General features: G+C 51.9%; 20 protein-coding genes and 1 tRNA gene. 9 read left to right on the top strand and 12 right to left on the bottom strand.

What is annotated here, in order from left to right; all coding sequences use genetic code 11:
* Window positions 1–4: 4 nt before the first annotated feature.
* Window positions 5–1,129, top strand: coding sequence for a hypothetical protein (locus tag RIC19_RS16070; protein WP_350179362.1), 1,125 nt, complete (start codon window positions 5–7; stop codon window positions 1,127–1,129).
* Here the strand turns inward: RIC19_RS16070 and RIC19_RS16065 are convergent.
* Window positions 1,126–1,857, bottom strand: a complete 732-nt coding sequence (locus RIC19_RS16065) for a 4'-phosphopantetheinyl transferase family protein (protein ID WP_350179361.1) — start codon at window positions 1,855–1,857, stop codon at window positions 1,126–1,128. The two genes, RIC19_RS16070 and RIC19_RS16065, sit on opposite strands and share 4 nt — an antisense overlap.
* 65 nt (window positions 1,858–1,922) lie before the next feature.
* Here RIC19_RS16065 and RIC19_RS16060 point away from each other — a divergent pair, with 65 nt between their 5' ends.
* A complete protein-coding gene (locus tag RIC19_RS16060) occupies window positions 1,923–7,751 on the top strand; it encodes a non-ribosomal peptide synthetase (protein ID WP_350179360.1) in 5,829 nt (1,942 codons plus the stop codon).
* A gap of 249 nt (window positions 7,752–8,000) precedes the next feature.
* On the opposite strand, the gene RIC19_RS16055 is transcribed toward RIC19_RS16060, so the two are convergent.
* The 3 genes from RIC19_RS16055 to RIC19_RS16045 are packed head-to-tail and all read right to left on the bottom strand — an operon-like array spanning window position 8,001 to window position 10,295.
* On the bottom strand, window positions 8,001–8,231 hold the full coding sequence (locus RIC19_RS16055; protein ID WP_350179359.1) for a hypothetical protein: 231 nt from the start codon (window positions 8,229–8,231) through the stop codon (window positions 8,001–8,003).
* A gap of 18 nt (window positions 8,232–8,249) precedes the next feature.
* A complete protein-coding gene (locus RIC19_RS16050; protein ID WP_350179358.1) occupies window positions 8,250–9,683 on the bottom strand; it encodes an ArnT family glycosyltransferase in 1,434 nt (477 codons plus the stop codon).
* 24 nt (window positions 9,684–9,707) lie between these two features.
* Window positions 9,708–10,295, bottom strand: a complete 588-nt coding sequence (locus RIC19_RS16045; protein WP_350179357.1) for a Uma2 family endonuclease — start codon at window positions 10,293–10,295, stop codon at window positions 9,708–9,710.
* A gap of 137 nt (window positions 10,296–10,432) precedes the next feature.
* On the opposite strand from RIC19_RS16045, the gene RIC19_RS16040 reads away from it, so the two are divergent.
* Window positions 10,433–10,972: a hypothetical protein gene (locus tag RIC19_RS16040; RefSeq protein WP_350179356.1), complete on the top strand. Its 540-nt coding sequence runs from the start codon at window positions 10,433–10,435 to the stop codon at window positions 10,970–10,972.
* 5 nt (window positions 10,973–10,977) lie between these two features.
* Here the strand turns inward: RIC19_RS16040 and RIC19_RS16035 are convergent, their stop codons facing one another.
* Window positions 10,978–11,745: a hypothetical protein gene (locus RIC19_RS16035; protein ID WP_350179355.1), complete on the bottom strand. Its 768-nt coding sequence runs from the start codon at window positions 11,743–11,745 to the stop codon at window positions 10,978–10,980.
* Between the two features lie 127 nt (window positions 11,746–11,872).
* On the opposite strand from RIC19_RS16035, the gene RIC19_RS16030 reads away from it, so the two are divergent.
* Window positions 11,873–11,949: transfer RNA gene (locus RIC19_RS16030), tRNA-His, on the top strand.
* Between the two features lie 83 nt (window positions 11,950–12,032).
* Window positions 12,033–12,551 (top strand): free L-methionine (R)-S-oxide reductase MsrC, encoded by a 519-nt coding sequence (gene msrC, locus RIC19_RS16025; RefSeq protein WP_350179354.1) that lies wholly within the window; start codon window positions 12,033–12,035, stop codon window positions 12,549–12,551.
* On the opposite strand, the gene rsgA is transcribed toward msrC, so the two are convergent.
* From rsgA to coaE, 3 genes are all read right to left on the bottom strand, one after another.
* Window positions 12,548–13,615: a ribosome small subunit-dependent GTPase A gene (rsgA, locus tag RIC19_RS16020; RefSeq protein ID WP_350179353.1), complete on the bottom strand. Its 1,068-nt coding sequence runs from the start codon at window positions 13,613–13,615 to the stop codon at window positions 12,548–12,550. The two genes, msrC and rsgA, sit on opposite strands and share 4 nt — an antisense overlap.
* 81 nt (window positions 13,616–13,696) lie before the next feature.
* On the bottom strand, window positions 13,697–14,815 hold the full coding sequence (locus tag RIC19_RS16015; RefSeq protein WP_350179352.1) for an LOG family protein: 1,119 nt from the start codon (window positions 14,813–14,815) through the stop codon (window positions 13,697–13,699).
* On the bottom strand, window positions 14,802–15,425 hold the full coding sequence (coaE, locus tag RIC19_RS16010; RefSeq protein ID WP_350179351.1) for a dephospho-CoA kinase: 624 nt from the start codon (window positions 15,423–15,425) through the stop codon (window positions 14,802–14,804). Before coaE ends, RIC19_RS16015 begins: the two co-directional genes overlap by 14 nt.
* Window positions 15,426–15,487: 62 nt before the next feature.
* Here coaE and RIC19_RS16005 point away from each other — a divergent pair, with 62 nt between their 5' ends.
* Window positions 15,488–16,498: a PorP/SprF family type IX secretion system membrane protein gene (locus RIC19_RS16005; RefSeq protein WP_350179350.1), complete on the top strand. Its 1,011-nt coding sequence runs from the start codon at window positions 15,488–15,490 to the stop codon at window positions 16,496–16,498.
* Between the two features lie 15 nt (window positions 16,499–16,513).
* Window positions 16,514–18,466: a hypothetical protein gene (locus RIC19_RS16000; protein WP_350179349.1), complete on the top strand. Its 1,953-nt coding sequence runs from the start codon at window positions 16,514–16,516 to the stop codon at window positions 18,464–18,466.
* A 1-nt stretch (window position 18,467) separates the two neighbouring features.
* Here RIC19_RS16000 and RIC19_RS15995 read toward each other — a convergent pair whose 3' ends face one another.
* From RIC19_RS15995 to RIC19_RS15985, 3 genes are all read right to left on the bottom strand, one after another.
* Window positions 18,468–19,067 (bottom strand): hypothetical protein, encoded by a 600-nt coding sequence (locus RIC19_RS15995; protein WP_350179348.1) that lies wholly within the window; start codon window positions 19,065–19,067, stop codon window positions 18,468–18,470.
* Window positions 19,068–19,175: 108 nt separating this feature from the next.
* Complete coding sequence (locus RIC19_RS15990; RefSeq protein ID WP_350179347.1) at window positions 19,176–20,492, bottom strand: hypothetical protein; 1,317 nt, start codon at window positions 20,490–20,492, stop codon at window positions 19,176–19,178.
* A 143-nt stretch (window positions 20,493–20,635) separates the two neighbouring features.
* On the bottom strand, window positions 20,636–21,226 hold the full coding sequence (locus tag RIC19_RS15985; RefSeq protein ID WP_350179346.1) for a YceI family protein: 591 nt from the start codon (window positions 21,224–21,226) through the stop codon (window positions 20,636–20,638).
* 265 nt (window positions 21,227–21,491) lie between these two features.
* On the opposite strand from RIC19_RS15985, the gene RIC19_RS15980 reads away from it, so the two are divergent.
* Both RIC19_RS15980 and RIC19_RS15975 read left to right on the top strand, forming a co-directional pair.
* Complete coding sequence (locus RIC19_RS15980; RefSeq protein WP_350179345.1) at window positions 21,492–23,918, top strand: alpha/beta hydrolase family protein; 2,427 nt, start codon at window positions 21,492–21,494, stop codon at window positions 23,916–23,918.
* A gap of 292 nt (window positions 23,919–24,210) precedes the next feature.
* Window positions 24,211–24,834, top strand: coding sequence for a DsbA family protein (locus tag RIC19_RS15975; RefSeq protein ID WP_350179344.1), 624 nt, complete (start codon window positions 24,211–24,213; stop codon window positions 24,832–24,834).
* Between the two features lie 25 nt (window positions 24,835–24,859).
* Here the strand turns inward: RIC19_RS15975 and RIC19_RS15970 are convergent, their stop codons facing one another.
* The gene (locus RIC19_RS15970; protein ID WP_350179343.1) at window positions 24,860–26,107 is read right to left on the bottom strand and encodes an ABC transporter permease; all 1,248 of its coding nucleotides are present in this window, start codon (window positions 26,105–26,107) and stop codon (window positions 24,860–24,862) included.

Below are 26,107 nucleotides of genomic sequence, written 5' to 3'. Positions count from 1 at the left end.
GCGTATGAGATTGGTCATTAGCGGCGAAGATAAACAACTGCGGTTGTACAACTACCTGAATTTTGCGTTATTTGTAGTCCTCAACTCAATGATGATCATGAACAACAATTCTCAAGTACAGCCCAAACCATTCTGGAAGCGCCCCGAGGGCGTCACTGGCGCTGTTTTTCTGGGTGCCCTCCTCGTTGGTGGCGGGTACCTGCTATATACGGCATTGCCGGCGTTGATTGCGTTGGCGCAAAACACGCTCTACCTGGCGGGAATGCTGGCTGTGCTGGCCGCAGTCGTTTATATGGTACTCGACCCGCGCATGCGCAACCTCATCTGGTACATGTACCGCAGCGTCATGCGATGGGTTACCGGTATTTTCGTGGAGCTTGACCCCATTGGTATCCTCAAAAACTACGTGGAAGACCTCAAAAAGAAGGTCAAGCAGATGGAAAAGCAGATCAACATCCTGCGCGGGCAGATGCACAAGCTCAAAGAGCTGATCTATAACAACAAAAAAGAGATTGAGGCCAACCTCCAACTGGCCAGCAAAGCCAAAGCCAGCAACAAGCAAACGGTGATGATCCTGAAGTCGCGCAAAGCCGGCCGCCTGAAGGACTCCAATGTCCGCCTGGAGGACCTCTACCAAAAAATGGAGGTGCTGTACCGTGTGCTCACCAAAATGCACGAGAATTCCCTTATCCTTGCCGAGGATGTGAAGGATCAGGTCATGATCAAGGAACAGGAGCGCAAGGCCATACACGCCAGTCACGGGGCAATGAACTCTGCCATGAGCATCATGCAGGGCGACCCCGATAAGCGGGCCATGTTTGATGCCGCGATGGAAGCCATAACCGATGACGTGGCCAACAAGGTAGGAGAAATGGACCGCTTCATGGAGGTATCCTCTAACTTTATGAACTCCATTGACCTGCGCAACGGTATCTTTGAAGAAGACGGGCTCAAAATGCTGGAAAAGTGGGAAAAAGAGAGCACTTCCCTCATTCTGGGCGAAGATGAAAAACAAACCCTCCTTTCTCAGGCCGCCAACGACAGTGATGTGCTCGACCTCGATCAGCCCATCAAGGAGCCGGTGCGGCAGGAAGGGCGGCGGAATCAGTATGATAGTTTCTTTGACTAGCCTTTTTCCAAGAATAATTCCCACTCTGCAGGGGCCCAAAGCTGATAGGCTTGAAGGGGCGGTATCTCTTGCGCTATCGCGATTGCAGCACTTGCGCCCTCAAAGTACGGCAGGCTTTTAAGTGCCACGAAACCCTTATCTGTAAGGATACGGTCTTTTGTAGCGTCAAAAGAAGTGATGGGATAATTCAGGCCAGTTCCAAGAGCCTTTAGAAAGGCTTCTTTTCTTGTCCAGGTGTCAAAAAATGTGGATTCATTTCCCAATAGCTCTTGTTCCTGGGGGTGAAAAAAGCGTTGAGCCAAGACCACAGTTGGAATGCCCGCCCGGTGCACCTCTACATCCACTCCGATTTCCCGGTTTTTCAATAGCCCGATCAGAAAGTAATCTCCTGAATGAGATAAATTGAAGTAAAGCCCAACTTCAGTCGGTACCAAATAGGGCTTCCGTTGCGTACCAAAAGAAAACTGCAGCTCCGCAGGGTTTTCCCCGGTGCAAGCACCAAGCAAAGTGTTGAGCACGGCGTGAGCCGAGAGATAGACGCCGTGCTGTGCGTTATTCCTAAAACGCGACAACTGCGCTTTTTCAGCAGTATTCAATCTTTTCAGCAGAGTGTTATACCACGCTTCAGGTGCAGCTTTACCGGCTATGGTAACCACTACACCTTTCTCCAATGCCTGGATACAATGAAGAGTCAGCAAGGGTAAGTCAGCATGGTTATCGGAGGGCATTGATAAAAATTATTGGCATCTATTAGCAAAATAGCTTATATTTCATCATCCAACAAATATTGCACATGAAAACCCCAACCGGAGCGCCCAACTCCAAAACGCCAAGTATTTATGTTCAAGATGGCTACAAGACTATTCTCCAGCGATTTAGCGCTGCCGTACAGCGGCATCCCAATCAAACTGCAATTGTTGCCAGGGAGCAGTCCCTCTCCTATCAATCTTTAGATGAACAGTCAGACCGGTTGGCGGCTCAACTGGTCTGCCGAAAAATACCAGCCCAGACTATGATTCCCTTGTTTTGCGCACGGTCAGCAGAGGCGATTATTGGGATGTTGGGCGTGTTGAAAGCCGGGTGTGCCTACGTCCCTATTATTCCTGACTATCCGAAAAACCGGATTGAGTACATCCTGAAAGAAACTCAGGCACCGCTTCTGCTTTGCGAGCCGGCCACTACTGAGCGGGCACAGGAATTAGGCTTGCCCACTTTAAACCTTTCAGCTCTTCCGGAAAAAGAACCAGGCTACGCCCTGCCAGAAGTCTTACCGGAGCACCTTGCTTACGTCCTTTACACTTCCGGCTCTACCGGTCAGCCCAAAGGGGTGATGATCGACCACCAATGCGTGGATAATCAAATCTGCGGCTTTCAGGAATACGCACCACTGCCTGCTGGCTTTAACGGGCTATGCCTCTCCCCTTTCGTCTTTGACGCTTCGGTATGGGAAATCTACCTGCCCTTGTTTTTTGATGGCACTCTATTCCTGATTGATACTCTTTTTGTAGTTGAACTGGATGATTTTATTGATTTTCTGGAAGAACAGTCCATTCATTCCTGCTACCTGCCTGCTTCCCTTTTGCCCCCGTTGACGCAAAAGCTTAACCAACGGCCAACACTTCCAGTAAAACGCGTACTGACAGGAGCGGAGCCGATTAAACAGCGGGTGTGGGATGAGTTTCAAGCCTGCATCCCAAACCTTGAGCTGGTTAACATTTACGGGCCTACAGAAACGACCGTCGGGGCTACTTATTACAAATCAGGCACCCATACGCCACCCGATGGCAGGGTGCCCATCGGTAAGCCCGTCGCCGGATATACCCTGTACCTGGTCAATGAAGCAGAGCAGTTTTGCAAGCCGGGCGAAACCGGAGAAATATGGGTTGCCGGGCCTGGCGTAGGTCGTGGTTATGTCAACCCCACTCCGGAGAACGAAGGCCGGTACTCCACTGACCCCTTCGATCCTGATGGTGGGCGCTTATACAAAACGGGGGATTTGGCGCACTACCTGCCCGATGGGAACCTGGTATTCGACCGCCGAAAGGATCAGCAGGTGAAAGTCCGTGGGCACCGGATTGAACTGGGAGAAGTGGAAGCAGTGATGGAGCAAGTCCCAAACCTGCTGGAAGCCGTAGCCATCACCAGAGCAGATACGGATGGAAACAACCGGCTGATTGGCTATTTCCGCGCTGGGAAAAACGCCAACGTCAGTACGGTTGATATCAGGCAGGCCATGGCCCGGAAAGTTCCTGCTTACATGATCCCGACCCAACTTATTGCGCTGGATGATTTCCCAAGAACCCCCAACGGAAAAATTGACCGGCGCAATTTACCTGAAGTCCCCGTCGAAGAACAGAGAACGCTGGTTCATCCCGAAACACCAACTGAAGTTGCGCTCCTGTCCATTTGGCAGCACGTTCTGCAATCGGGCAAAATCAGTACCACGGATAGCTTTTTCGACCTGGGGGGGCACTCCTTGCTGGCCTTGCAGCTGATTTCCAATATTAGTGCACGGATGGGCTACCACTTAACTTTAAAGCAGCTGTACGATGCCCCAACGATACAGGCCCTTGCCAGACAGTTAAATCAAAGCAAGCAGCAAACCAACGGTCTCCCGCCCATACAGAAATTCGAAACCGGCCCCGTCCTCCCATTATCCTCTGCCCAAAAACGGCTTTGGTTTATTGAGCAGGCCACACAGGGCAGCAGCGCGTACAACATTCCCTTTGAGTTCATACTAAGAGGCGCATTGGATACTGAAGCACTGGAGGTGGCCTTTAATTTGCTGGTGGCCAGGCACCATGCGCTGCGGTCCTCCTTTCATACCAAAGATGGAATCCCTGAATTGCATATTGCTGAAAACCTAAAGGTTCCACTGCAGCAATTAGATATTCGTCAGCGCCACAAACCTGAAGAAATAGTGCAGGAGTGGTCGGCCAACTTCCGGCAATTCAATTTCGACTTACAGTCCCCACCTCTTATAAGATTAGGGCTTTTGCGGCTGGAGGACGATCTATGGCATCTGTTTTTCTGCATCCACCATATCATTTCCGATGCTTCCTCCATTGATTTGTTGATGAAGGAGTGGAGCTGGCTTTATGGCAAGCTTTTGCAAAAGCAGGTTCCGGAGCATCCAACCGATCCATACCAGTATACAGACTTTATCCTGTGGCAGCAGCAGCTTTTGGAGCAGGGCGGAATTCAACCGCAATTGGAGTATTGGAAACAAGAGCTATCCGGCGCCCCTTCTTTCCTTCGTTTACCTGCCGATTTCAAGCGGCCGGATGCCACGACATTTGAAGGAGGAGAGGCCATCCGTTTTTTGCCCGGCGACCTGTCCGGAGACCTGGAAATGCATGCCCGGCAGGCGGGGATTAGCATGAGTACGCTTATGTTTTCCGGTTTTGCGGCCTTGCTTCAGCAGTACAGCGGTCAGGAAGACTTCGTCATTGGAGTACCTGTGGCCAACCGTACTCAAAAAGCAACGGAAAAGATGCAGGGTTTTTTCATCAATATGCTCCCCATTCGCATCCGGGCGGGCCACACTGTGCCGTTAGGCGGCCTTACAGAGCAGATCCATCAGCGGATGATAGAGGCGCTTTCCAATCAGGATGCCCCCTTTGACCTCATTTTGCAACAGGTGAAAATTCAGCGTATACCCGGCATCAATCCGCTATTCCAGGTCATGTTTAATTTTCAGAATGCCTACGACGGGCGCTTCGGGCTACAGGGACTGGAAGTAACGCCTTTGGGGTACCATAATGAGGTCGCTCAGTTTGACCTTACCCTCTTTATTTCGCAGGACCAGGGCCGGACGAAGTGCACCTTTGAATACAATGCCGCTTTATTCCATGCAGCGCGCATAGAGCGGATGGCTAATCATTACGTCAATATGCTGCGGCAAATTTTAGATGACCCCGAAGTCGTGATTGCCAAAGCTCAGTATTTGTCAGAAAAAGAGCGGCAGGCTTTGACTGGAATACCGGAACCCCTCCCCGAAACCCTAACGCCAATCATCCGGCAATTTGAAGCCGCTGCAGCTCAGCACCCTAACCGAACAGCTCTGGTATTTCGCCAGGAATCCCTGTCCTACCAAGCGCTCAATGAACAGGCCAATCAGCTCGCCCAACATCTACGGGGTTACGCCTTACCGAAGGGAGCGCGGGTTGGGGTGCTGCTGCCACGTTCAGCAGATTTAATGATTGCACTTTTAGCCATCCAAAAAGCTGGCTGCAGTTACCTGCCCCTTGATCCCGATCACCCTGCCAACAGGCTGAAGTTAATATTGGAAGATGCCCGCCCGAAGATCATCCTTACCACCGCAGGGTTAAGGGGACAGCTTCAGGGCTTTGATGCTCAGACCGTGGTTTACGAAGACCTTAAAAACCTACTGCATGATTTACCTGCCGATAACCCCGACAGCAATCCTTTGCAGCCCGAAGATGAGTTATACCTGATCTATACTTCCGGCTCGACCGGACGCCCCAAAGGCGTAAGTATCGGCAACCTGTCGGTATCCAACTACCTGGAGGCCCTAAACGACCGGCCGGGGATTAGTCCGGATGACCGGTTTTATGCCGTCACTACCATTTCCTTCGATATAGCCGTTATGGAGCTCTACTGGCCGCTGCTCAATGGCGCTCAGGTTATCCTGACCGACCGGGAAGCCATCCTTGATCCCAGACTGATGGCTCAGGCGCTGGAGCAGCATGATATTACGCTGATGCAAGGCACGCCGGCTACCTGGAAGATGCTCCTTCAGGACGGATGGGCGGGAAAAGCTAATCTGCAAGCCCTTAGCGGCGGGGAAGCATTAGATAAAAACCTGGCTGAAGAATTGCTGGGGCGCTGTGCCGCTGTATGGAACTTCTACGGTCCTACTGAAACCACAGTTTACTCCGCGATTCATCAAGTGCGTAAGCAGGATGTTGCCTCTGGTCCGACCAGCCTTGTACCTGTTGGTTTCCCTGTCCGGCACAATTGGCTCTACGTGCTCAACGAAGCGCTTTGCCCGGTACCGGCGGGCGTAGCCGGAGAGGTCTACATTGGAGGTTGCAGCCTGGCAAAGGGCTACCTGCACCTACCCGAGCTTACCGACGAACGTTTTATCCCTAATCCCTTCGCACCCGGCACGAAGATGTACAGAACCGGCGACCGGGGGTTCTTTCACCACAACGGAGCATTGGAATTCGTTGAGCGACTCGACCATCAGGTCAAGATCCGGGGCTTCCGCATAGAGCTTGCAGAAATTGAGCAGATTTTGCAAAAACACCCTGCTATTTCCTCTTGCGTAGTTCAACCGGTAGTCAGGCAGCAAGGCAATCCAGAACTCCATGCCTACCTTGTGCCCGCCGGAGCCAAATCAATACATTGGGCAGAAGTGAAACAGTATCTAAAGGAGCACCTGCCGGCCTATATGGTGCCTGCCGGCATGACGCTACTGGAAGCCCTACCAAAGACTCCCAATGGCAAAACGGACCGAAAGCAATTGCCAGAGCCCATGCAGGAGACGGAAAAAACCAATCCAGCATCACCAGCGAATGGTACAGAAAGCAAAGTTTTGGATCTTTTCCGGGAAGTTTTAGCCATAGAACAAATCAGCGTTACCGATGACTTCTTTGATTTGGGCGGACACTCTCTGCTCGCCGTTTCACTGATGACAAAAATTGAGGATTTCTTTGGAAAACGGCTGCCGCTGGCTTCTCTGTTTCAATATGGAAGTGCGCGGGAAATTGCCCGTCTGCTGGCAGATGAAGCGAAAGCTGCTTCCGGTTGGCAGAGCCTGGTCCCGATCAAGGCATCAGGCAACCGGACACCCCTTTACATCGTACATGGAGCAGGCTTGAATGTACTGCTTTTCAATGCCCTTTCAAAATACATGCACCCCGACCAACCGGTGTACGGGCTGCAGGCCAAAGGGATGAATGGCACAGACGAACCACTATATAGCATGGAGGCCATTGCGGACTATTACCTGGAGCAGATTCTGGCACATCAACCGGAAGGCCCTTATGCAGTTGCCGGTTTCTCATTCGGCGGCTTTGTTGCCTTTGAAATGGGGCGTAAGTTGCTGAATATGGGCAAAGCAGTGGCTTTTGTTGGATTGTTTGACTCAGTCGCTTTACCTCCAGAACCAGTGGGCTCATGGCAACGAATGGCTCAGGTACTTGCCTTCAACCTTAAGTTCGCGCTGAGCGCTTCCCCCCGCGAGACCCTACGGCTTTGGGTTAAGAAGCTGAAGACCATCCGGTATGAGCTCAAATACCGCTTGTTGCAAAATAAAGATTACGCAGGCGTTTTTGAAGGGCTGGAAGACGAAGTGCCGGCCTATCAAAAAGAAGTGCAACATGCCAAGTACACCGCACTTAATACTTACCGGCAGCAGCCCTGCCCCATCAAAGTCCACTTGTTTAAAGCCCAAAAACAAACCTTTTTTATTGCTGACCCGGAACGGTACGACTGGCAACACTACGCCTTAAAGGGCGTGGAGGTCATCGAGGTCCCCGGCGAGCATAGCGAAATCTTTGCCCCTCCTAACGAAGCTATTTTTGCAAAGGACCTGCAACAAGCGCTGGACCAGTCTGTGGCTATGGCTACCCGAAAAAACGAATTCGTGGAGTGAGTTCAGCATTGACCCAAGGCTGCGCTCACCTTAATGACAGACCTACGCATGTTTTAGTTAAGCTTAAGCGGAACTGAAGTTTTTACCTTCATTGCTTTCTACCCATAAAGTTCTTATCTTAGAAAGCAGATCATTCAAAAACTATCAACATGGCTCAGTCAGAAATTGCGGAGCGAAACAATTTCATTGAGTTACTAAAGGCCCCATCCAATTAGAAGGCCCCTTGTCCGTTGCTGAATTCATCTCATTTTACCAAAAGTTTCCTGAACTCCAAATATTCTGAGCGCAGAAGATGTTCTGCCCGGCCTCCAAATCCCGCTTCAGCCATTCAGCGCGTAGCTGGGCAGCAAAATCATGCCTCTGCCTATAGTCTGCTCCAAATTTCGCCTGACCAAAGCTTAAGCTCCAATTTTGAGTGAGGCTTGCTGAAGTTGACTTCAACGATTTTGGTAAATAGGGCCCTATTTTTCTTTTATCCATAGCGGGTTTCTGCAATTCCTATTCTTTCACAATTACCCGATACCCTTCTTTCCTCAGACTATCCACAACACCCTGCCCGGGCGTATACCCATAGGCCGTACCTCCCAGAAAGAACATGGTCTCAATTGGATGCGGTACATTGAAGTAAATCACAGAATCCGCAGAGGACGTCTGCCGCAGGCCTTCCACTTCAATCCGTTTTGCCCACGCGGCTTCGTCTCTATCCAAAGGCTTGAGGCGTTCAAAGCTGTAACGGACCGGAAGGAGGAGCAAGCCCATTATAAAAACCTGCACCAACCGCCGCCAGCGCCCAAACCGGTATTGGTAAATCTTAAAATGCTGCCAGGCCAGAGCAGTGATTAGGAAAATGGCAGGTGCCGAAATGAGAATGTAGGCGGGCATTTTGGTGGCAGCGAAGGAGAAGAACCCCAGTGGGATCGCTATCCATACCAGTAGTGCCCACCGGCTGGCATCGGTTCGCTTGCGGAGGGCAACCCATGCCCACCAAACCAAAGGCAGGTAGATAAACTCGCCAAACAGCATCCGTATGTTATTGAGGTGGAAGTACCAGGATTGGTCGTGCCCTTCGAGCCCTTCAAACAGGTGGAGGTAGTTGTAGTATTGCTCCCAGCGGGCTTCTACCGGGAAAGCCTGATGAGTGTAAATCTGCCAGGGCGCAGCCACAACAAATGCAGTACAGGTCATCAGCAGACCATGCCCAAACCAGCTTTTCCAGGAATACTGCCGGTAGTGAATCGCCCAAAGCGCCCAGACTGGCAGTACAATAAGCCCGGGAAGCCACTTGGTAAGCACAGCCAGCCCGGTTAACAGGCCTGTAATCAAGGTGAAACCCATCCGCTTTTGCTGTGCCGCCCGCAGCGCCCAATACGCCCCAAACAGAATCAGCGCAACAAATACAGCGTCGACATGGTCAGTAGCCCGCCGCCCACCAGCCAGCTCCACCAGCATACCGTGTATCGCCCAAAGGAAAGCAGCAACAAAACCAATGCGGGCATGGTAAAGGCGCTTACCCAGTCCGTACATCGCTCCTGTCCCCAAAGTGGTGATCAGCACACTTGGCAGCCGAAGTGCCAGCAGGTGGGTGCCAAAAAGTTTCATGCTGCCACTCATCAGCCACAGCGCAAAAGGTTGCTTATGGAGCCAGATGTGATTTGCGGACCAGTCCTCTGCCGGATAGGGTAAAACGGGATGGGCATACAGCATAGGGCGAAAGGGATGGCTCATCATATGCTTTGCCACCAGTGCGTGGAAGCGCTCATCCCAGGGGTTCAAAAACGGGTCATTGGCGCTGAATAGTCGCAGCAAAAAGCCGCCCAGCATCAATAAGAGGACGGCAGTATTGTGTCTTGATTTGTTGTGGAAGTACCAGGCGTATCCAAAACAAAAGACCGCCCCGAGCAACACGCCCCACCAGATTGGAGAATTAGTCATGGTTTATGTTAAGCGGTCGCTATTTCAAAAAACAGGCTCACCCAGGTCCTGCACGTTGCGGTAGATCGCTGCCAGAGGAATGTCAAAGCCTAAACTCCCCAGGCTGATAGATTTATCCAGCCCGATCGCTGTCGTCATCTTCCAGTAGCCGGGCTCCTCCCGGAAAAGGACATCCACAACGGGTTTGTCCTGATCAATTAGAATGTACTCCTGAAAAGAAGGCAGGGAACAGTACTTGTGGAATTTATCGCCCCGGTCGTAGCCAACGGTTGATTTTGATAATACTTCCACGATCAAAACCGGATTAACAACGGCATTCGGGTCTTCCTCCGCTGCCTGAATTTTACCACAAATCACCATGGCATCGGGGTAAACAAAGGAATGAGCATGGTCTATCCAAAGTCGGGCATCACTATTTAAGGCTGTGCAATTGGAATCTTTAAGGCTGTTGTTTAGGGCTGTAATAATGTTACCCCCCATAATGGAGTGATTGATTGAGCCCCCACTCATCGCCTGAATCCGCCCTGCTTCATACTCATGCCGCTCTTCTGCCTGGGCTTCCAGGGCCAGGTAATCCTCAATGGAATAGTATTCGGTTTGCTGCTCTGCCATAAAATCACGCTGTTTATGCCTTTCAAAGATAGCTATATTCCGCCAGCCTTTCAACTCAGTGGCGGCATTCCGGACTGGCTTGACCAAATGCTCCCTTCCCGGAAAATATGCAGCCCTGGTCATGCGTTCCTAGCAACATGAACGCAAGAGTACTCACCTTTTTCCTTTGTTGCACAGCGCTAAGCATCAGCGCCCAATCCTATGACACCGCTTTTGGCATGCGCCTGGGTACCGACTGGGGGCTGACCGTTAAGCAGCGGATTCTTGATAAGACCACCCTTGAGGTTATTTTACAGACCAGTTTGCAGCGGGAAGAAGCACTCGTCACCCTGCTCGGCACACAGCACCTTCCGTTTATCACCAAACGCCTGAACCTCTACGTGGGCGGCGGGCTCCACAAAGGCTGGGGCAATGTGCCTACCAACGCCGAAGGGAATGCCTACAAAGACCCCTTCGGACTTACCATCATTGGGGGGTTAGAACTGTCTTTGGGCAAACTCAACCTGACCTACGATATCAAACCCGCTATCAACCTTATCGGTGGCGAGCGGACCGTGTACGCACAGACAGGGATTTCTGTGCGCTACGTTATCCTCAAACGCAACTGGCTGGAGAAAAAACGAAGAAAAAAACGCCGGCAGAAAGAGGGCATCAACTGGCGGTTTTGGGAAAACTAAGCCTGTTATTCAGGTAAACTGTAGTCCTTACTGAGGGCTTTTTGCAGGCGCACCTGCTGCCCGTTCAGATTCAGGCTTACCTCCAGCCCGTCTCCCGAGCGCTGAAACGTCCCGTCTCCCATAGCAGAAGAGAAACGAAAGCTCTGATCGACAAGATCCAAAGCAGCAGAATCCTGAGGTGCCATACCGGTCATCAATACATTCAGCTGATTGAGAGGGGGCAATATGCCATCCAGGACGAAGTGCTCCCCAATCAGGGTGTCTCCATGCATGCCTACAAATAAAATATGAGAGCCGGTTTCCTGGCTTAGCGTGTAAGTCCCCACAAGCTCTTCCCGCTTTGGCGGTAGTTGCAACTCAAACTTCCCGTTTTTATACCCTCCCAGTTGGGTATAATGAAAGCCCTCATCCTCTTGCATTTCATCCTGCCAACCTCGATAATAGATAATCGCCTCTCCTTCCCGGATGGCATAGAGGTAGTCACCTGCTCCGGCATACCAGCCACCGGCAGCAGCCAACGCATCGTCCGGAATCCCATACTCTGAAAAATCACCAGGTGGAATACTATCACAAGTCGCAATGTTAGCAATTTTGACCTTTTGCTCCCCAATAAGCGTGTAAACGGCACTTTGGGGTATGCCTGCTTCGCTTTCGCCCTTGGACTCGCAAAGCAACCGAACGTTAAGGTCTTGCGTGGCTTCTTTATCCGGTGCACAACCAAAGCTCAGCAGGCCCAGAGAAAAGAGGAAAGGTAAAAAAATTGGTCGATGCATGTTTTTCCTTTTTGATAAAGGTAGTGATATTTTCAAAAAAAAGTTTTCGCGAATTCCGGAACTATTCTATCTTTGCATCGCTTTGATAAAAAGGAAGTCAAAAAGCGGCTTCTGGTAAAGTAAAATGGTGGTTGTAGCTCAGTTGGTTAGAGCGCTGGATTGTGGTTCCAGAGGTCGCCGGTTCAAATCCGGTCTTCCACCCCACCAAAGCCTGCCGGTCATCCCGGTGGGCTTTTTTTATGCAACCGCTCCCCGGTTGGTGATGTTTGGAATACAAAAAAACCGATATGAGCGCATCCGCAGAAATGCCCTATTTCATTAAGCCTTCTGTCAACCTCGACCGGTCAGCAAAAACGGAAGCCTACGAGCAGGCCCTGATGGCCATTCAGGCTAATCTGGAAGGGGAAACGGATGCCACCCTGAAAATGGCAACTATCAACTGTTTGCTCAAGACTTATCTGCCGTATTACTATTGGGTGGGCTTTTATGTCAAAAGCGGTGAGCGCCGGTTGTCGGTAGGGCCTTATCAGGGGACTCTGGGCTGCCTGCATATCAGCTACGACAAGGGTGTTTGCGGTAAAGCTGCGCGGGAGGAAAAAACACAAATTGTGCCCGACACCCACGCCCTGCAGCAAGGCACCGACCATATTGCCTGTGATCCTAATTCCCGTTCTGAGATTGTAGTGCCCGTCTTTAAAAAGGATGGTGCGCTCATCGCTGTTTTTGATGTGGACAGTACGCTGAAAGACTCCTTTGATGAGGTGGATCAAAAATACCTGGAGCGCCTGATGAAGGAAGTGTTTTAGTACTTAGTTTTCTTTTTGTATTTCTTGACCTCCCTAACCATTTTGCCAAATTTTTTATCCCTGTTTTTTCGCTCCAAAACGGTGAAGGTGAAATGCGCCTGCTCGTTCTCCATTTTATAGAAGTTTTCCAGCGTGGCCTCCTCAAGATCACCTGAATCCAAAGCAGCCAAAACAGCACAGCCAATCTCAGAGGTATGCGTACAGTCTGAAAACTTACAGGATCCAGACAAGGCATAAATTTGCTCAAAGGTTTGTTCCAGCCCTCCCGAGCGGTCAGTGATGCCTACTTCCCGCATGCCGGGGTTATCGATCAACACAGCGCCGTTGACCAGGGGGACCAGCTCCCGGTGGGTGGTTACATGCTTACCCCGGTCGATCCCTTCGCTGATGGCGCCTGTTTTCATACGCTCCACACCGCTAAGGCTATTGATCAGAGAGGATTTCCCAACACCGGAGGAGCCCAGTAAACAGTAGGTTTTTCCCCTTACAACCATATCTTTCAGCGCATTAATCCCCTCTTGTGTTTCATTACTGACCGCAAAAACCGGGACATCAGCAATACGGGACCTTATTTTTCCGAGCAGACTTTCCTGCTCTGCTTTCGATATCAAATCCACCTTGGTGACCACAATTAGGGGCTGTATTTTTGCAGCGTGGCAAAGCGTCAGATATCGCTCCAACCGGTTGATGCTGAAATCTCTATTCACCGATTGGACAATAATCCCATAGTCAATATTGGTAGCGATAATTTGCCGTTCGCCAAGCTTGCCAACCGCCTGCCGTTCCAAAACGGTATGGCGGGGAAATACCGCATGAATCAGAGCTTTGCCTTCGTCGTATTCAGAAATAGCGACCCAATCACCCACTGCGGGCAGATCGTTTTTTGAAGCTGCTGCGTACCGCAAGTTGCCCAGTAATTCGGCGTCAAATTCTCCCTCTTCACTGCTTACCATATAGCGTTCACGGTGCTCTACCGTCACCCTGCCTACTAAATGGTGGTCAAAGCCATACTCCTGCCGGTAGGCCTCAAGGGCTTCATTGTATCCAAGATCTTCCAGATTCATTGATCGTCCTGCGTTGTTGACAAAGCGATAACATCCACCTGTTCAAATAAGTGCCCCTGTAGCTGTAATTTTATTTCAAGCCTAGCCTACTTTCCTGGGTGGATGGGCTTGCAGGAAATGCACCACCTCTTCCGGCTCATCCGTCAGGCAGAGCAAATCGTAATATTCCCGCCCCCAAGCCAGCTGCCGCAGCAGTGGGTAAATCAGCGTCTCAATTTCGTACCGCTGCCGGCCGAGGAAAACCATTGGGCTATAGTAATTGAAAGTGCCGTAATGGTTCTGCGTAGCATCCATGAAAATCTCCTGCGTAGTGCCTGCACTGCCAGGTGCACAGATAATACCGTACAGGCTAATGGCCAGCAGGGTATCTTCGCGTATACTGTTGGAAAAATACTTGGCGATGTGACTAGCGAAGAGATTGCTGGGCTCGTGCCCGTAAAACCAAGTCGGGATAGCGAGGTTATTTTCCCCTTCCGGATAGTCTCTCAGCACACTCAGAGCCGCTTCGTGGTAGCCGGGATCGGTGTAATGGGGTGCTGCTTTTAGCGTACGCAGCGCCTGCTTCAGCACTTCGGGGCCGTAGGGGGAAAGATAGGCACCGAGGTTAGCGGCTTCCATAATGCCTGGTCCGCCACCGGAGACCACAAAGTAGCCGGCTTTCGCCAAAAGCAGGGCGGTAAGGGCGGTTTTCTCAAAATACGGATCCGTGCGCAACGTGCTATGCCCGCCCATGATGCCCACGCAGCGGCGGCTGGTCATGCCTTCTTCATCAAATTGCAGCAACTGCCGCAGCCCCTCATCAATAGAGTGGTCGTGAATGCGTTGCCAAAGGGCTTCATTGATCGGCGGGTTGAGCTTGGTTTCCGAAAAGTGCTCATAGATGCGCAGGTCGGTTGGCTGACGCTCTACCTCTGCAATCAGCTCCTGCCAGGTGTACAAAGACTTGCGGAAGGGGTCATAGGGCAAAGGCTGTGCCGGTGGTGGGTAGATATGTGCGCCCATCTGACGCAGCTGCAGCTCTGCTTCCAGTGGCATTTTGCAGCCCAGAAAAGCCGTATTGTCCATATGGCAGCCTTTCCAGTCTACAGGGTTCGCGAAAAAGTCAAGCCCCTGCAGGGTGCAATTTGTTAAGTCTTTGCGGCCTTCCAGGTCTGCCTGCCTGGTAATCAATACCTCCTGTGGATGATCAAATTTTGTCATAGCGGTCTTTAAGTTCCTGATGAATAGCATGAATCTGCTGAACGATGGACTGCGCCCCGTCATTGTGGATGAGAAAGTCGGCTCGCCGGGCCTTCTCTTCCTCTGGCATTTGCTTGCGCATCCTGGCACGGACCGCTTCCTCCTCTACCCCATCCCGCGCCATCACCCGCTCAAGGCGGAGCGCTTGGGGCGCAGTTACCACAATTACGGCATGCAGCCCCTCAAAACTTCCGCTTTCGTAAAGCAATGCGGCCTCTTTTAGGGTGTAAGGCACACCGGACTGCTGCTCATGCCAGGCCTCAGCGTCTTTCCCTACAGCCGGGTGCACTGCCGCATTGAGCTGGTCCAGGAGTTCCTGATGCCCAAAGGCGAGGCGGGCAATGTACGGGCGATTGAGCTGCCCGGATTTATCGTAGGCATCCTCCCCAAAGATCCGCTTGATTTTTTCAAGGAGTGCTTCATCATGGGCCATCAGCCATTTGGCGCGGTCGTCTGCATAATAGACCGGAATACCAAGCGCTTCAAAAACCCGGCAGGCGGTGGTTTTCCCACTGCCAATGCCACCGGTAATGCCGACTTTCAGGGGCGGTTTTGGTAATTTGCTTTCCATATGCCGCTAAAAATAAGTGCCTGAAGTTTAAAAAACCGCACAATCGGCCTATTTTTAGAATCATGGGAAGAAAAACACACCTCCTGGTACTACTCATTGGAATGAGCATCGCCCTCCCTGCTCAGGATTTGCATTTTTCGCAATTCCACAATGCCCCCCAACAGCTTAATCCGGCTTTGGTGGGCGCGTACCGGGCCGATCACCGGTTGGGTGCCAATTACCGCTCGCAGTGGCAGTCGGTACCGGTGGCCTACGAGACGATTTCCGCCGGGTACAGCCGCAAAATGACCCTGCCCAAGCTCAAGACACACCGATTTGGCGTAGGCGCCCACTTCCTCTATGATCAGGCGGGGGACGGGCAGCTGAGCTGGGTTCAGGTGTCTCTTTCTTTGGCTTATCACCTGCGGCTTTCGGACGAACAGACCTTGTCAGCGGGGGTACAGGCCCGCATGGGGCAGCGGACCCTGCAACCCGGGGCTTTTCAGTTTGGCGATCAGTTTACCGACAACTTTTTTGATCCGCAGACCGCTTCCGCAGAGGTGTTCGCACGTACCGCTTCTGGCTACAGTAGCCTGGGAGCGGGGCTCAACTGGCGCTACGCCGACCCGCGCAGCCGGACGGAAATCCTGATCGGTGCCGGCAGTGCCCACCTCAATCAGCCGACCCTATCTTTTCTGGAAAATGAGGCGGTGCCCCTGCCTATCCTGCTCAACCTCCACGCTACCGCCCTCGTTGAGTTGAATGACGTCTGGGACCTTTCCGTCTACCTACTCGGGCAACGCCAAGGCAGTTACCGGGAGATCGTAGGGCTGGCCGGCGGGCGGTACCACCTGAATGAACTGACAGGCTGGCCATTAGCCGTACAACTCAGCGGCGGCTACCGGCTGAGTGACGCCGCCATCGTGATGCTTGAACTCTACTACCGGGACTGGCGCCTGGGGCTGAGCTACGATATCAACACTTCGCCCTTCCGGCAAGCGACCAATGGCCGGGGCGGTACAGAACTATCCTTACAATATTTCATTACCGAAGTCAAACCGCCTAAAGCCTTTAAAGCCTGCCCGGTATTTTAGCCCAATCCAAAGCCTATGCTCTATCGATTACGCTTCCTCCTTTTGATCTGCGCGGTACCGGCCACTCTGGGTGCCCAAACCTTCAAAGCTTATGTAAAGGCGGGAGCCGAAGCCCTCGCCCGCAAAGACTATCAGGCCGCCATGCAACATTACAACGGTGCCCTCACGCTTAAACCGGACGCTCATACCGTGAGTTTGCAATACGCAACAGTCGCGCTTAAATTCCATGCCTATCAGCAAGCTGCTGAGCATTTCCAAAAAGTACTGGACAGCCCAAAGGGGGATGACTTTCCGGAAGCCCTGCTCGGCCTGGGCGAGGTGTATCAGCATACCGGCGCGTACAGCGAAGCAGTGGGTTATCTGACGGCTTTCCTGAAGCGCGAAGCTGCCGGCACTCCTGCCCGGCTAAAGGCCGAGCGATTACTTGAGCAATGCCGCTGGGCTAAAACCCAAAAGCTGGCCACCCTGGTAAAGACCACGCATCTGGGGCGTAGTGTCAATACCGATTACTCTGAATTCGCCCCCCTTCTGTACAACGACACCTTTTATTACTCCTCTTTCCGCTACGAACGGTCCGAAGACGACTATGACCCTGTGCGGCGTATTACCAAAGTGCTGTACCGCAAAGGGCAGAGCCGCGGCAGGCCCCTGCGGCGGGGCTTCAATGACGATCAGTTGCATACCGCTCATACCACCTTCAGCCTGGATGGCAGCCGCGTCTACTTTACTCGTTGCGACTACGTTTCCGCTTCTGAAATCCGCTGCCAGATCGCTTTCCGTGAACGGGAAGGCAAAGGGCGGTGGGACCGAAAAGCACAGTTGTTGCCGGATGCCATCAACCGCAAAGACTTTACGGCTACCCATCCCAGTATTGGCTACGACTCCACGGCACAAACGGAAGTCTTGTTTTTTGTAAGCGAAGGCCCCGGAGGTGACCTGGATTTATTCCGTGCCCCTATCGATACAGCCGGACAGGCCGGTCAACCGGAACCCCTGAAAGACTTGAACACCGAACAGGATGACCTAACGCCGTTTTTCCATACGCCAACTCAAACCCTCTACTTCAGCTCGGCGGGCCGGGAAAATTTTGGCGGCTATGATATTTTCCGAGCGGTATGGACTCCGGCAGGCTGGTCCAGCCCTAAAAACCTTGGGCAACCGGTCAACTCCAGCTACAATGACCTGTACTACAGTTTGCCTGAAGACACCACCCTGGCCTACCTGGCCAGCAACCGGACCGGAGCGTACTATCTGGACGATGACTTTGAAGCCTGTTGCAATGATTTGTATGCCGTACAGTACCTGCCGCCGCCCGATACGACCGCCCTCGCTAAAATTCCCCCTGAGCCCGTGCAGCCCGTCCCGGTAGTCCCTGAGCCCGTGCCCGTACCCACCACCTTGCAGGACTTTCTTCCCCTGGCCCTGTACTTTGACAACGACGAGCCCGACAAGCGCACCCGGCGCACGACGACACAGCAGACCTACGGAGACACTTACGAGTCTTATTCAGATAGAAAATCAGACTACCTGGACAACTTCGCGGACCCCCTGGAAGCGGATAGGCAGGAAGAAGCCACTTTTGCGGTCGAAACATTTTTTGAGCAGGAAGTAGAAAAAGGCTATCAGTTCTTAGGGCGCTTTTCAGAAATTTTACTCCAGAGGCTGGAGCGCGGCGATACCGTTGAGATCTTCATGAAAGGATACACGAGCCCCCGTGCCAAACGCGATTACAACCTGGCGTTGAGCAAGCGGCGGATTAGTAGTGTGCGCAACCACTTCCGGACCTATCAGGAGGGCGTTTTCCTGCCTTATTTGTCCGCCGGGCAATTGGTATTGTCCGAGCGCCCGTTTGGAGAAGCGGAAGCCGCCAATACGGTGAGTGATGCACTGGACGACTTGCGCAATAGTATTTACCACCCCGATGCTGCACGGGAAAGAAGGGTGGAGATTGTAGAAATCAGAGATTGACCTACCGCGTCTCCACCAGCAAATTGAAATGGATATCAATCTCTTCCTCCACCCGGATCAAACCGCCCATCGCAGTGGGTGGCGCGATACCAAAATCCAGCATACAAAGAGTTTTACTGGACTGTATGCGGAACTGAGATTCAGAAACATATTTGGCCCGGACAGGGAGTGTTATTTTTTGGATATGCCCGGCAAGGCTCACTGTAGCATCGGCTGTAAAGTCCACCCACCCGGACTGAGGGCCTAAAGACAAGGGCAGGTGCAGTTCCCTGGGCTGAATGACAATCTCAGGATAGGTCTCTGCTTTCAATGCTTCGTACAAGTCTTTATTCATGATCCGGTTGCCACAGTCCAACGTGCGGACCGGTACCCGGAGCCTTGTACTTTTGAAAATATAGTGCCCATCGCAGTGCCGGGACAACTCGTAGTAAACGGGCTCAAAGTCCTGCTCACAATCACAAGAGAAAGGCTTGACATTAGATGCTCCGGTGAGGGTGAGTTCTGACTCTTTAAGAATGTAGGCGCGCTCCCGGCTCGCATAACCAGAAAAAAGGAATGCAAGGGTTATCAACAAAAGTGCAGATTGGATAGGGTAACGCATGGCTTGGATTTTGCTTAAAAAAAACACTCCCGGCTGGCAAAAGAGCGCCGGCCGGGAGCCTGTTTATCAAAATTATGCTCGTCTTTCGACTCTACGTTCTTTTCTTCATTAGAAGCCAACTACGGCTTCGATCATCAGGCCGTTGAAGTTGCCATCAGAAAGCAAGGTACCAGGTGCAAAATCGAGGTAATCCTGATTCATGTATTCAGCTTTCAGCAGGATGTTGTCGATCACAAACCAGCCACCGCCAATTTGGTAACGGTTGATGGTAACGGCATCGCCACCAGCTACATCAGCATTAACGGTATTGTAGCGTGCACCAAGGTAGAAGTCTTCGTTCTTACCAAAGCGGTACAGTACATCCGCAGCAACCTGAGTCATATTGCGCTTATCAGATTCAAACCAGTTGCGGCCGCTTGCCATTTCGTAAGTACCGAAGAATTCAAGTCCGCCTGCTTTCAGGAATACGTTGCCCATAAAAGCGGTCACTTCGTCGGTAAAGCCCGGGCTGTAACGGCCGGAAGAGAAGATACCGCGGTCGCCTGCACCGGCACCGGGAGGAGACATCACGAGGTAGTAGCGGGAGCCGCCACGGTCACCACTGTAGAGGTGGTTTACGGCAGAGCTTGCAGTGTGGTAAGCAGAACCTGTAACCCGAAGGCGTACATTCTCAGCCACCTGCCCGTCGTATCCGATTTTACCAATGATAGACGGAGCACGCTTATCGTTTTCGTCCACATCACTGGTGTTCGGTTCTGTAATGTTGCCGTTGATTTCACCACCGGTGATTCCCAGCATTGCAAACATATCATCTTTCTTATAGTAGACTTCACCACCTATCTCCGTGTTGAAAGCATCTACGATGTAGTTGCCAACGAATGGGTTGTACATGGCGTTACCGTTATCGGTGCGGCGGAAGTGGGCATCACCGTAGTTGATTTCCATGTGGCCGGCGCGGACGGTAATGTTTTCCATCAGCTTATCGGCAAAATCACTGTTGAGGAAGGATAAGTCATCAACCTGAATGAAGCCGCCTTTCACCCATGCTTCCGGGTGGTGGCGGGAAGACAGGTAAGTAACCAGGTTTAGGCGGATGCCCTTTGCCAGTTCTACATCAATGTTCAGGTTCGCTGTTGCCAGGTTAAAGCCAGGCTTCAGGCTGTATAGTTCGTTGTCGTTTTGGCCATCGCCATCCACATCCATGAGTGTATTGGTGTGGTTCAGGCCCTGAAATTGCTGAGCGAAGTTGCCGCCGATGCGGACCTTAACACCCTCAAAATCGAGGTTGTCTTTTTTGAGGTACTCAAATTCATTCACCCCTTCCTGATCGTAAGGGCGGAGGTTGTCGATCTTTGCCTGCTGGGCGATAAGTGAGGTTGCCGCTAACAAAGCGATAAGGCTGAATAATGCTTTGAATAATTTCATGTCGAGTAGGTTTTAACGTGGTTGTTTTATGTGAATCGCTAACACACGCACCGTTCAGGCAGGACCGGGCATGACGATCCCGGTCAGAAGTCCTGTTAGCAAGGGCGCTGTTTTTCGAGAAAATCCAGATGAATCTTTAAGTCTTACCGGTCCAGGCCGGCATTGCCGTTGGAAGGCTGCATCCTGACACTATATTCAATGGTGACTTTTTCACCGGTTTTGATGGAGCCCATCAGTGCAGTGGGAGGTTCCATTCCATAGTCAGGCATGTTGATGTCGTAGCTGCCGGAGAATACTAATCCGCCATTGGCTACCGGCTTTCCGTTGGCTTTGAGGGTGACGTTTTTGGTTTGTCCGGCTACCGTAAGCTTACCGTTGGCGGTGATCAGGTAGTTACCGTCAACCCATTTCACATCCGCAGCGCTTGCTTTAAAGGTGATGTTGGGGTGTTGGTCTTTTTTGAGGGCATCCCAGGTTTTGCCGTCCATAATCCGGCCTTTGGTACTGATAATACTCTCAACGGGTACAGTCACCGACAAGTTTCTGATGTTGCCTACCTTGCCATTTTCCCAGTCGATAGATGTCTCTGCATTTATCTTGGTAATATCCGATGTCCAATCGTGCAAGGTGGAAGTTCCAGATACGGTCATCTCAAAATCTTCCACCTCGTAGGCCTGCCCGGAAAGTGAAACCGCAATCAGTAGTGCGAGTAAGTTCAATAGCAGGTTTTTCATATCTCTTTCATTTTTTGTTGATGTAAAGATATCCCACTAACCGGATGGGGTTTAGTGACTTTTCTCAAAGCGGTATGTGACCTTTATCACTTTGCCGCCAAAGCCCAGACAATGCCAACCGCAGAGTATCTTTCTTTCAGTTTTTTACGATATTTAAGGTCAGTTTCAAGAATTAAGAGCGAGTTGGGATTATAGTAACCGGTCTGCAAACTGCTAGTTTTCGACTATCCCAACACGCATCATGTACCAAACCAAACCTGATTTTATGAAAAACCATATATGGGTTATTGCTCTTCTCCTATTATCTGCCACACTATCGGCACAAGCCCCTTCAGGCTACCAAATGCCGCCGAAAGCGATTGCCGACCTGGCTAACGCGCCACTTCCTCCTGCGCTGCGCATCAACAGCACCAGAGACTGGATGATGCTGATGGAACGGCCGGGCTATCCCTCAATTGAAGAGCTGGCACAACCTGAACTCCGACTGGCTGGTTTGAGAATGAACCCCCGCACCAACGGCAGCAGCCGCAGCTACAGCTATTCCGGGCTAACGCTGAAGCACATGGAAAGTGGCCGGACCTTTGCGGTTTCAGGCCTGCCCAATGACGCTCAAATTGAGAACCTGAGCTGGTCGCCGGATGGCCAACGCTTTGCCTTCACCATCACTACCAATACCGGTATTGCACTCTGGGCAGGGACTGTTGCCGGCAAGTCTGCAAAAGCAATTACCGGGCCTCGCGTTAACGATGCTATGGGCGGTATGCCCTACGACTGGATTGGCAGTGCGCAAATACTGGTCAAACTCTTGCCTGAAGACCGGGAGGCACTGCCTCAGGAACGCCTTGTGCCAACGGGCCCTATCACTCAGGAGTCTGCGGGTCAAAAAACAACCCTGCGCACCTATCAGGACTTGCTCGAGAATGCCTACGATGAAGACTTATTCGAATACTATACCACTGCTGAGCTCGTGATGCTCAACCTGCAGGACGAGACCGCTAAGGCTTTTGCAGAAGCAGGGATGATTGCCGGGGCGAGCCCTTCACCCGACGATCAGTACATTCTGGTGGAGACCATCCACCGCCCATTTTCCTACCTGGTGCCCTACTACCGTTTTCCCACCACAACAGAAGTGTACGACCTGAAGGGCAACCTGGTCAAATTGATCAATGAGCAGCCCCTGATTGAGCAACTACCTAAGGGGTTTGGAGCCGTGGCCGAGGGCAAGCGCCGTATCAGCTGGAGAGACGACCAACCAGCTACCTTATACTGGGTAGAAGCGCAGGACGGCGGTGACCCGGAACGGGAAACAGCCGTCCGTGACCGGCTGTTTTACTGGACGGCACCATTCCAAGACGGCAGTATTGAGGCCGGGCTGGACTTTGAGCTTCGCTTCAGCGGTATTGTGTGGGGGAATACCTCTACGGCTATCGCTTATGAATACTGGTGGGCCACGCGGAAACTCAAGACCAGTGTTTTCACCCCTGGCCAGCCCAAAAGCAAAACGGTACTCTTCGACCGGAGCTATCAGGACCGCTACAGCGACCCCGGTAGCTTCGAAACCACTTACAACGACTACGGCGAACAGGTGTTGCTCATGGCAGATGATGGCCAAACCCTCTTCCTTACCGGCGAGGGGGCTTCGCAGGAAGGCAACCGCCCCTTTATCCGCACATTCAACCTGAAGTCGAAAGAGGCCACTGAGCTGTGGCGCTCGGAGGCCCCTTACTATGAGTCGCCTGTGTTTATCCTAGATGCAGCGCAAGGGCTGGCCGTAACCCGGCGCGAGTCACCGGAAGATCCGCCCAACTACTTCATCCGCAACTGGAAGACCGGGGAGATGAATGCCATCACTAACTTTAATCACCCCTACCCTGGCCTGGCCGGTATCGAGAAGCAGGTTGTACAGTACAAACGCAAAGACGGGCTGGACCTGCAGGGAGACCTGTATTTACCAAAAGGCTACGACCCAAAGACAGACGGGGCACTGCCGGTGATCATGTGGGCTTACCCGAGAGAGTTCAAAAGCAAAGGCGATGCCGGGCAGGTGCAGGGCTCACCCTATGAGTTTGTACGCCTCTATTGGGGCTCCCCGCTGTACTGGCTTACGCAGGGATATGCGGTATTCGACCGGGTAGCCATGCCTATCGTGGGTGAGGAAGATGAAGAACCGAATGACTTCTTCCGGGAGCAACTCGTGGGCAATGCCGAAGCTGCTATTGATGTATTGGCAGAGCAAGGTATTGCTGATCGCAACCGTATTGCCGTGGGCGGGCATTCCTACGGCGCCTTTATGACGGCCAATCTGCTGGCTCATTCTGACCTCTTCGCAGCGGGCATTGCACGCAGCGGGGCTTACAACCGGACCCTGACCCCCTTTGGCTTCCAAAGCGAAGAACGGACGTACTGGGATGCACCGGAGGTTTACTACACCATGTCCCCCTTCATGCATGCCGACAAGGTCAACGAGCCCCTGCTGATGATTCACGGAGAAGCCGATAACAATAGTGGCACTTTCCCACTGCAGAGCGAACGGATGTACCAGGCCATCAACGGCTTAGGCGGAAAAGCACGTTTGGTCATGCTGCCGCACGAAAGCCATGGCTACCGCGCCAAAGAATCCATCATGCATATGCTGTACGAGCAGGATGCCTGGTTGGATAAGTATGTGAAGAACCGGGAGGTGAAGCCTTAAGGGCATCGGCCAGAGATTTCAGGCTTATTGCTTACGACTCGCAACATGGGTCCTTCTAAACCAAACCCCACTCATTTACCTTGTACGTGAGTGGGGTTTTTCAATGATCACCTGTCTCAAAGCGAATCTAACCTTCGGGTGGGCTTCCTTACAAAATTGTTAGTTGGTGTTGCCAAAACCAAAATGCGCTCCGGTAGCTTAATGTACCTAAAACGCTATGCGGATTTTCATTTTTGCGTTGGTCCTGTTCTGCAGCAGTTGCGCTCATGGTCAACAAACTAACCAAGACAATATGAAACTAGTCTATGTTTATGATGCCCTATGCGGCTGGTGCTATGGCTTTTCACCCGTCATTACCGAATTTCACAATAATCATAAGGAAGAGCTGGAGGTCGAGGTCATCTCCGGAGGCATGATCACGGGTGGCCGTATTGGCCCGATAGGAGAAGTAGCCGGTTATATCAGTCAGGCATACAAAGATGTGGAGCGGGCTACCGGAGTCACTTTCGGGAAAGGTTTTTTGGAGGGCGTCTTACAGGAGGGCTCTGCTATTTTCACTTCTATCCCCCCCGCCGTAGCTCTTGCGGTCTTCAAACAACACCAGCCCGAACAGGCCATCCTCTTTGCTGCCCGCTTGCAAAAAGCCATTTATTACGATGGAATCAAACCGGTTGATTATGAGGCCTATGGGCCATTGGCTGCTGAATTTGGACTGGACTCTGATGCGTTTGTCGCCGAAATGAAACGTACCGAAAATCTACAGTACGCCCGGGAAGAGTTTCAGCGCGCTTCTGAGCTGGGTGTCACCGGGTTTCCCTCTGTATTTTTAGAGCACGAAGGACAACTCTTTGTCCTGGCAAGAGGATACGTTCCCCTGTCAAGACTGGAGGATGCTTATCTGAAGGTACGGAAATAGGTTATACTAGTGCTCTCCGTTACTGTTACTGCCGCATGGCCTCAACCGGGTCCATACGGGAGGCCTGTATGGCAGGGATCAGCCCGGAAATAACCCCGACCAGAACGGAGACCACTACGCCCAATACCATATTCCCAAAGGACAGGTACATTTCAAATTCGATGACATTCGAGAGGATTGAAATGATTCCGTAAATCAACCCCAGCCCGGCGAGGCCACCGATAAAACACAGTACGACGGACTCGATCAGGAATTCCAGGAGAATGACGATGCGTTTGGCGCCCAGTGCTTTTTTGACCCCTATCAGGTTGGTCCGCTCCTTGACGGAAACGAACATGATGTTGGCCACGCTGACGACACCCACGAGCATCGCAAATAAACCGATGACAATACCCACCAGGTTGAGTATACCGAAGAAGCTGTCAAAAACACTGGAGATCATAGATAGCTCATTGAGAGCGAAGTTATCCTCCACCTTTGGTGCCAGGCGGTGGTGGGCTCGCAGTATGCCTTTGATTTCATCTTTCATTTGTTGCATGCTCACCCCCTGCGCTGCTTTCGCATTGACGGTCGTATCAAAAATTTGCCGGGCTTTGAGGTTTGCCAGCCCGCGGGCGTTATTGTAGGAAACGAGCAGGCAGTCGTCAAAATCCAGTGGATTGAGCAGGGCATCGCCTGCCTTTTCGATCACGCCGATAACCTCATATTTCCGCCCCATCATTTTAATGGTGCGGCCAATAGGGTCAATTTCTCCAAACAGTTCTTCTGCAACCACGGCACCGATCACGATTTTATTGCTGCCATAGTGGTACTCGGAAGGCGAAAAGTAGCGCCCCCTTTCAAAATCGATCTGAAACATCTCCGCAAACTCCAGAGAGGCACCGATCAGGACGGCATTTTCAACGTTATTGGACTTGAAACGAACGCTTTTGAACCCGATAACGACATGGAAGGATGCCATGTCAACAGTCTTGGCTTTTTCGTTGATCACCTCGTAGTCAGCATGGTCAGGGTTGGGCCGTTTGATGTACTTCCACCAGGCGCCGCTCACATCTGCCCAGGGCCACTTCTTGACATAAACGATATCGCTGCCCAGTTTATCCAGGCTACCCCGGACGTTGTCCTCCAGGGAGTCCACCGCCGATAGTACACCGATGATGCAAAAAATACCAATAGAGATGCCCAGCAGGGAAAGCAGGCTCCTCAAGCGGTTGGAGTACAGCTGCTGCCAGGCTTGGCCGATAGCTTCGTAGATGATACGCAGTACAATCAT

Origin of the sequence: Phaeodactylibacter sp. (assembly GCF_040219495.1) — a bacterium.
Taxonomy (GTDB): domain Bacteria; phylum Bacteroidota; class Bacteroidia; order Chitinophagales; family Saprospiraceae; genus Phaeodactylibacter.
This window is presented reverse-complemented; position numbering and strand designations above follow the sequence as displayed.

What these genes read in the sequence shown, in the direction of transcription:
- RIC19_RS16055 (WP_350179359.1), bottom strand. Translation starts at nt 8,231, where the DNA reads ATGGATAAAAGAAAAATAGGGCCCTATTTACCAAAATCGTTGAAGTCA.
- coaE (WP_350179351.1), bottom strand. Translation starts at nt 15,425, where the DNA reads ATGGAAAGCAAATTACCAAAACCGCCCCTGAAAGTCGGCATTACCGGT.
- RIC19_RS16065 (WP_350179361.1), bottom strand. Translation starts at nt 1,857, where the DNA reads ATGCCCTCCGATAACCATGCTGACTTACCCTTGCTGACTCTTCATTGT.
- rsgA (WP_350179353.1), bottom strand. Translation starts at nt 13,615, where the DNA reads ATGAATCTGGAAGATCTTGGATACAATGAAGCCCTTGAGGCCTACCGG.
- RIC19_RS16045 (WP_350179357.1), bottom strand. Translation starts at nt 10,295, where the DNA reads ATGGCAGAGCAGCAAACCGAATACTATTCCATTGAGGATTACCTGGCC.
- RIC19_RS16040 (WP_350179356.1), top strand. Translation starts at nt 10,433, where the DNA reads ATGAACGCAAGAGTACTCACCTTTTTCCTTTGTTGCACAGCGCTAAGC.
- RIC19_RS16050 (WP_350179358.1), bottom strand. Translation starts at nt 9,683, where the DNA reads ATGACTAATTCTCCAATCTGGTGGGGCGTGTTGCTCGGGGCGGTCTTT.
- RIC19_RS16015 (WP_350179352.1), bottom strand. Translation starts at nt 14,815, where the DNA reads ATGACAAAATTTGATCATCCACAGGAGGTATTGATTACCAGGCAGGCA.
- RIC19_RS16000 (WP_350179349.1), top strand. Translation starts at nt 16,514, where the DNA reads ATGCTCTATCGATTACGCTTCCTCCTTTTGATCTGCGCGGTACCGGCC.
- RIC19_RS16060 (WP_350179360.1), top strand. Translation starts at nt 1,923, where the DNA reads ATGAAAACCCCAACCGGAGCGCCCAACTCCAAAACGCCAAGTATTTAT.
- RIC19_RS15985 (WP_350179346.1), bottom strand. Translation starts at nt 21,226, where the DNA reads ATGAAAAACCTGCTATTGAACTTACTCGCACTACTGATTGCGGTTTCA.
- RIC19_RS15995 (WP_350179348.1), bottom strand. Translation starts at nt 19,067, where the DNA reads ATGCGTTACCCTATCCAATCTGCACTTTTGTTGATAACCCTTGCATTC.
- RIC19_RS16070 (WP_350179362.1), top strand. Translation starts at nt 5, where the DNA reads ATGAGATTGGTCATTAGCGGCGAAGATAAACAACTGCGGTTGTACAAC.
- RIC19_RS15970 (WP_350179343.1), bottom strand. Translation starts at nt 26,107, where the DNA reads ATGATTGTACTGCGTATCATCTACGAAGCTATCGGCCAAGCCTGGCAG.
- RIC19_RS16005 (WP_350179350.1), top strand. Translation starts at nt 15,488, where the DNA reads ATGGGAAGAAAAACACACCTCCTGGTACTACTCATTGGAATGAGCATC.
- RIC19_RS16035 (WP_350179355.1), bottom strand. Translation starts at nt 11,745, where the DNA reads ATGCATCGACCAATTTTTTTACCTTTCCTCTTTTCTCTGGGCCTGCTG.
- msrC (WP_350179354.1), top strand. Translation starts at nt 12,033, where the DNA reads ATGAGCGCATCCGCAGAAATGCCCTATTTCATTAAGCCTTCTGTCAAC.
- RIC19_RS15975 (WP_350179344.1), top strand. Translation starts at nt 24,211, where the DNA reads ATGAAACTAGTCTATGTTTATGATGCCCTATGCGGCTGGTGCTATGGC.
- RIC19_RS15980 (WP_350179345.1), top strand. Translation starts at nt 21,492, where the DNA reads ATGAAAAACCATATATGGGTTATTGCTCTTCTCCTATTATCTGCCACA.
- RIC19_RS15990 (WP_350179347.1), bottom strand. Translation starts at nt 20,492, where the DNA reads ATGAAATTATTCAAAGCATTATTCAGCCTTATCGCTTTGTTAGCGGCA.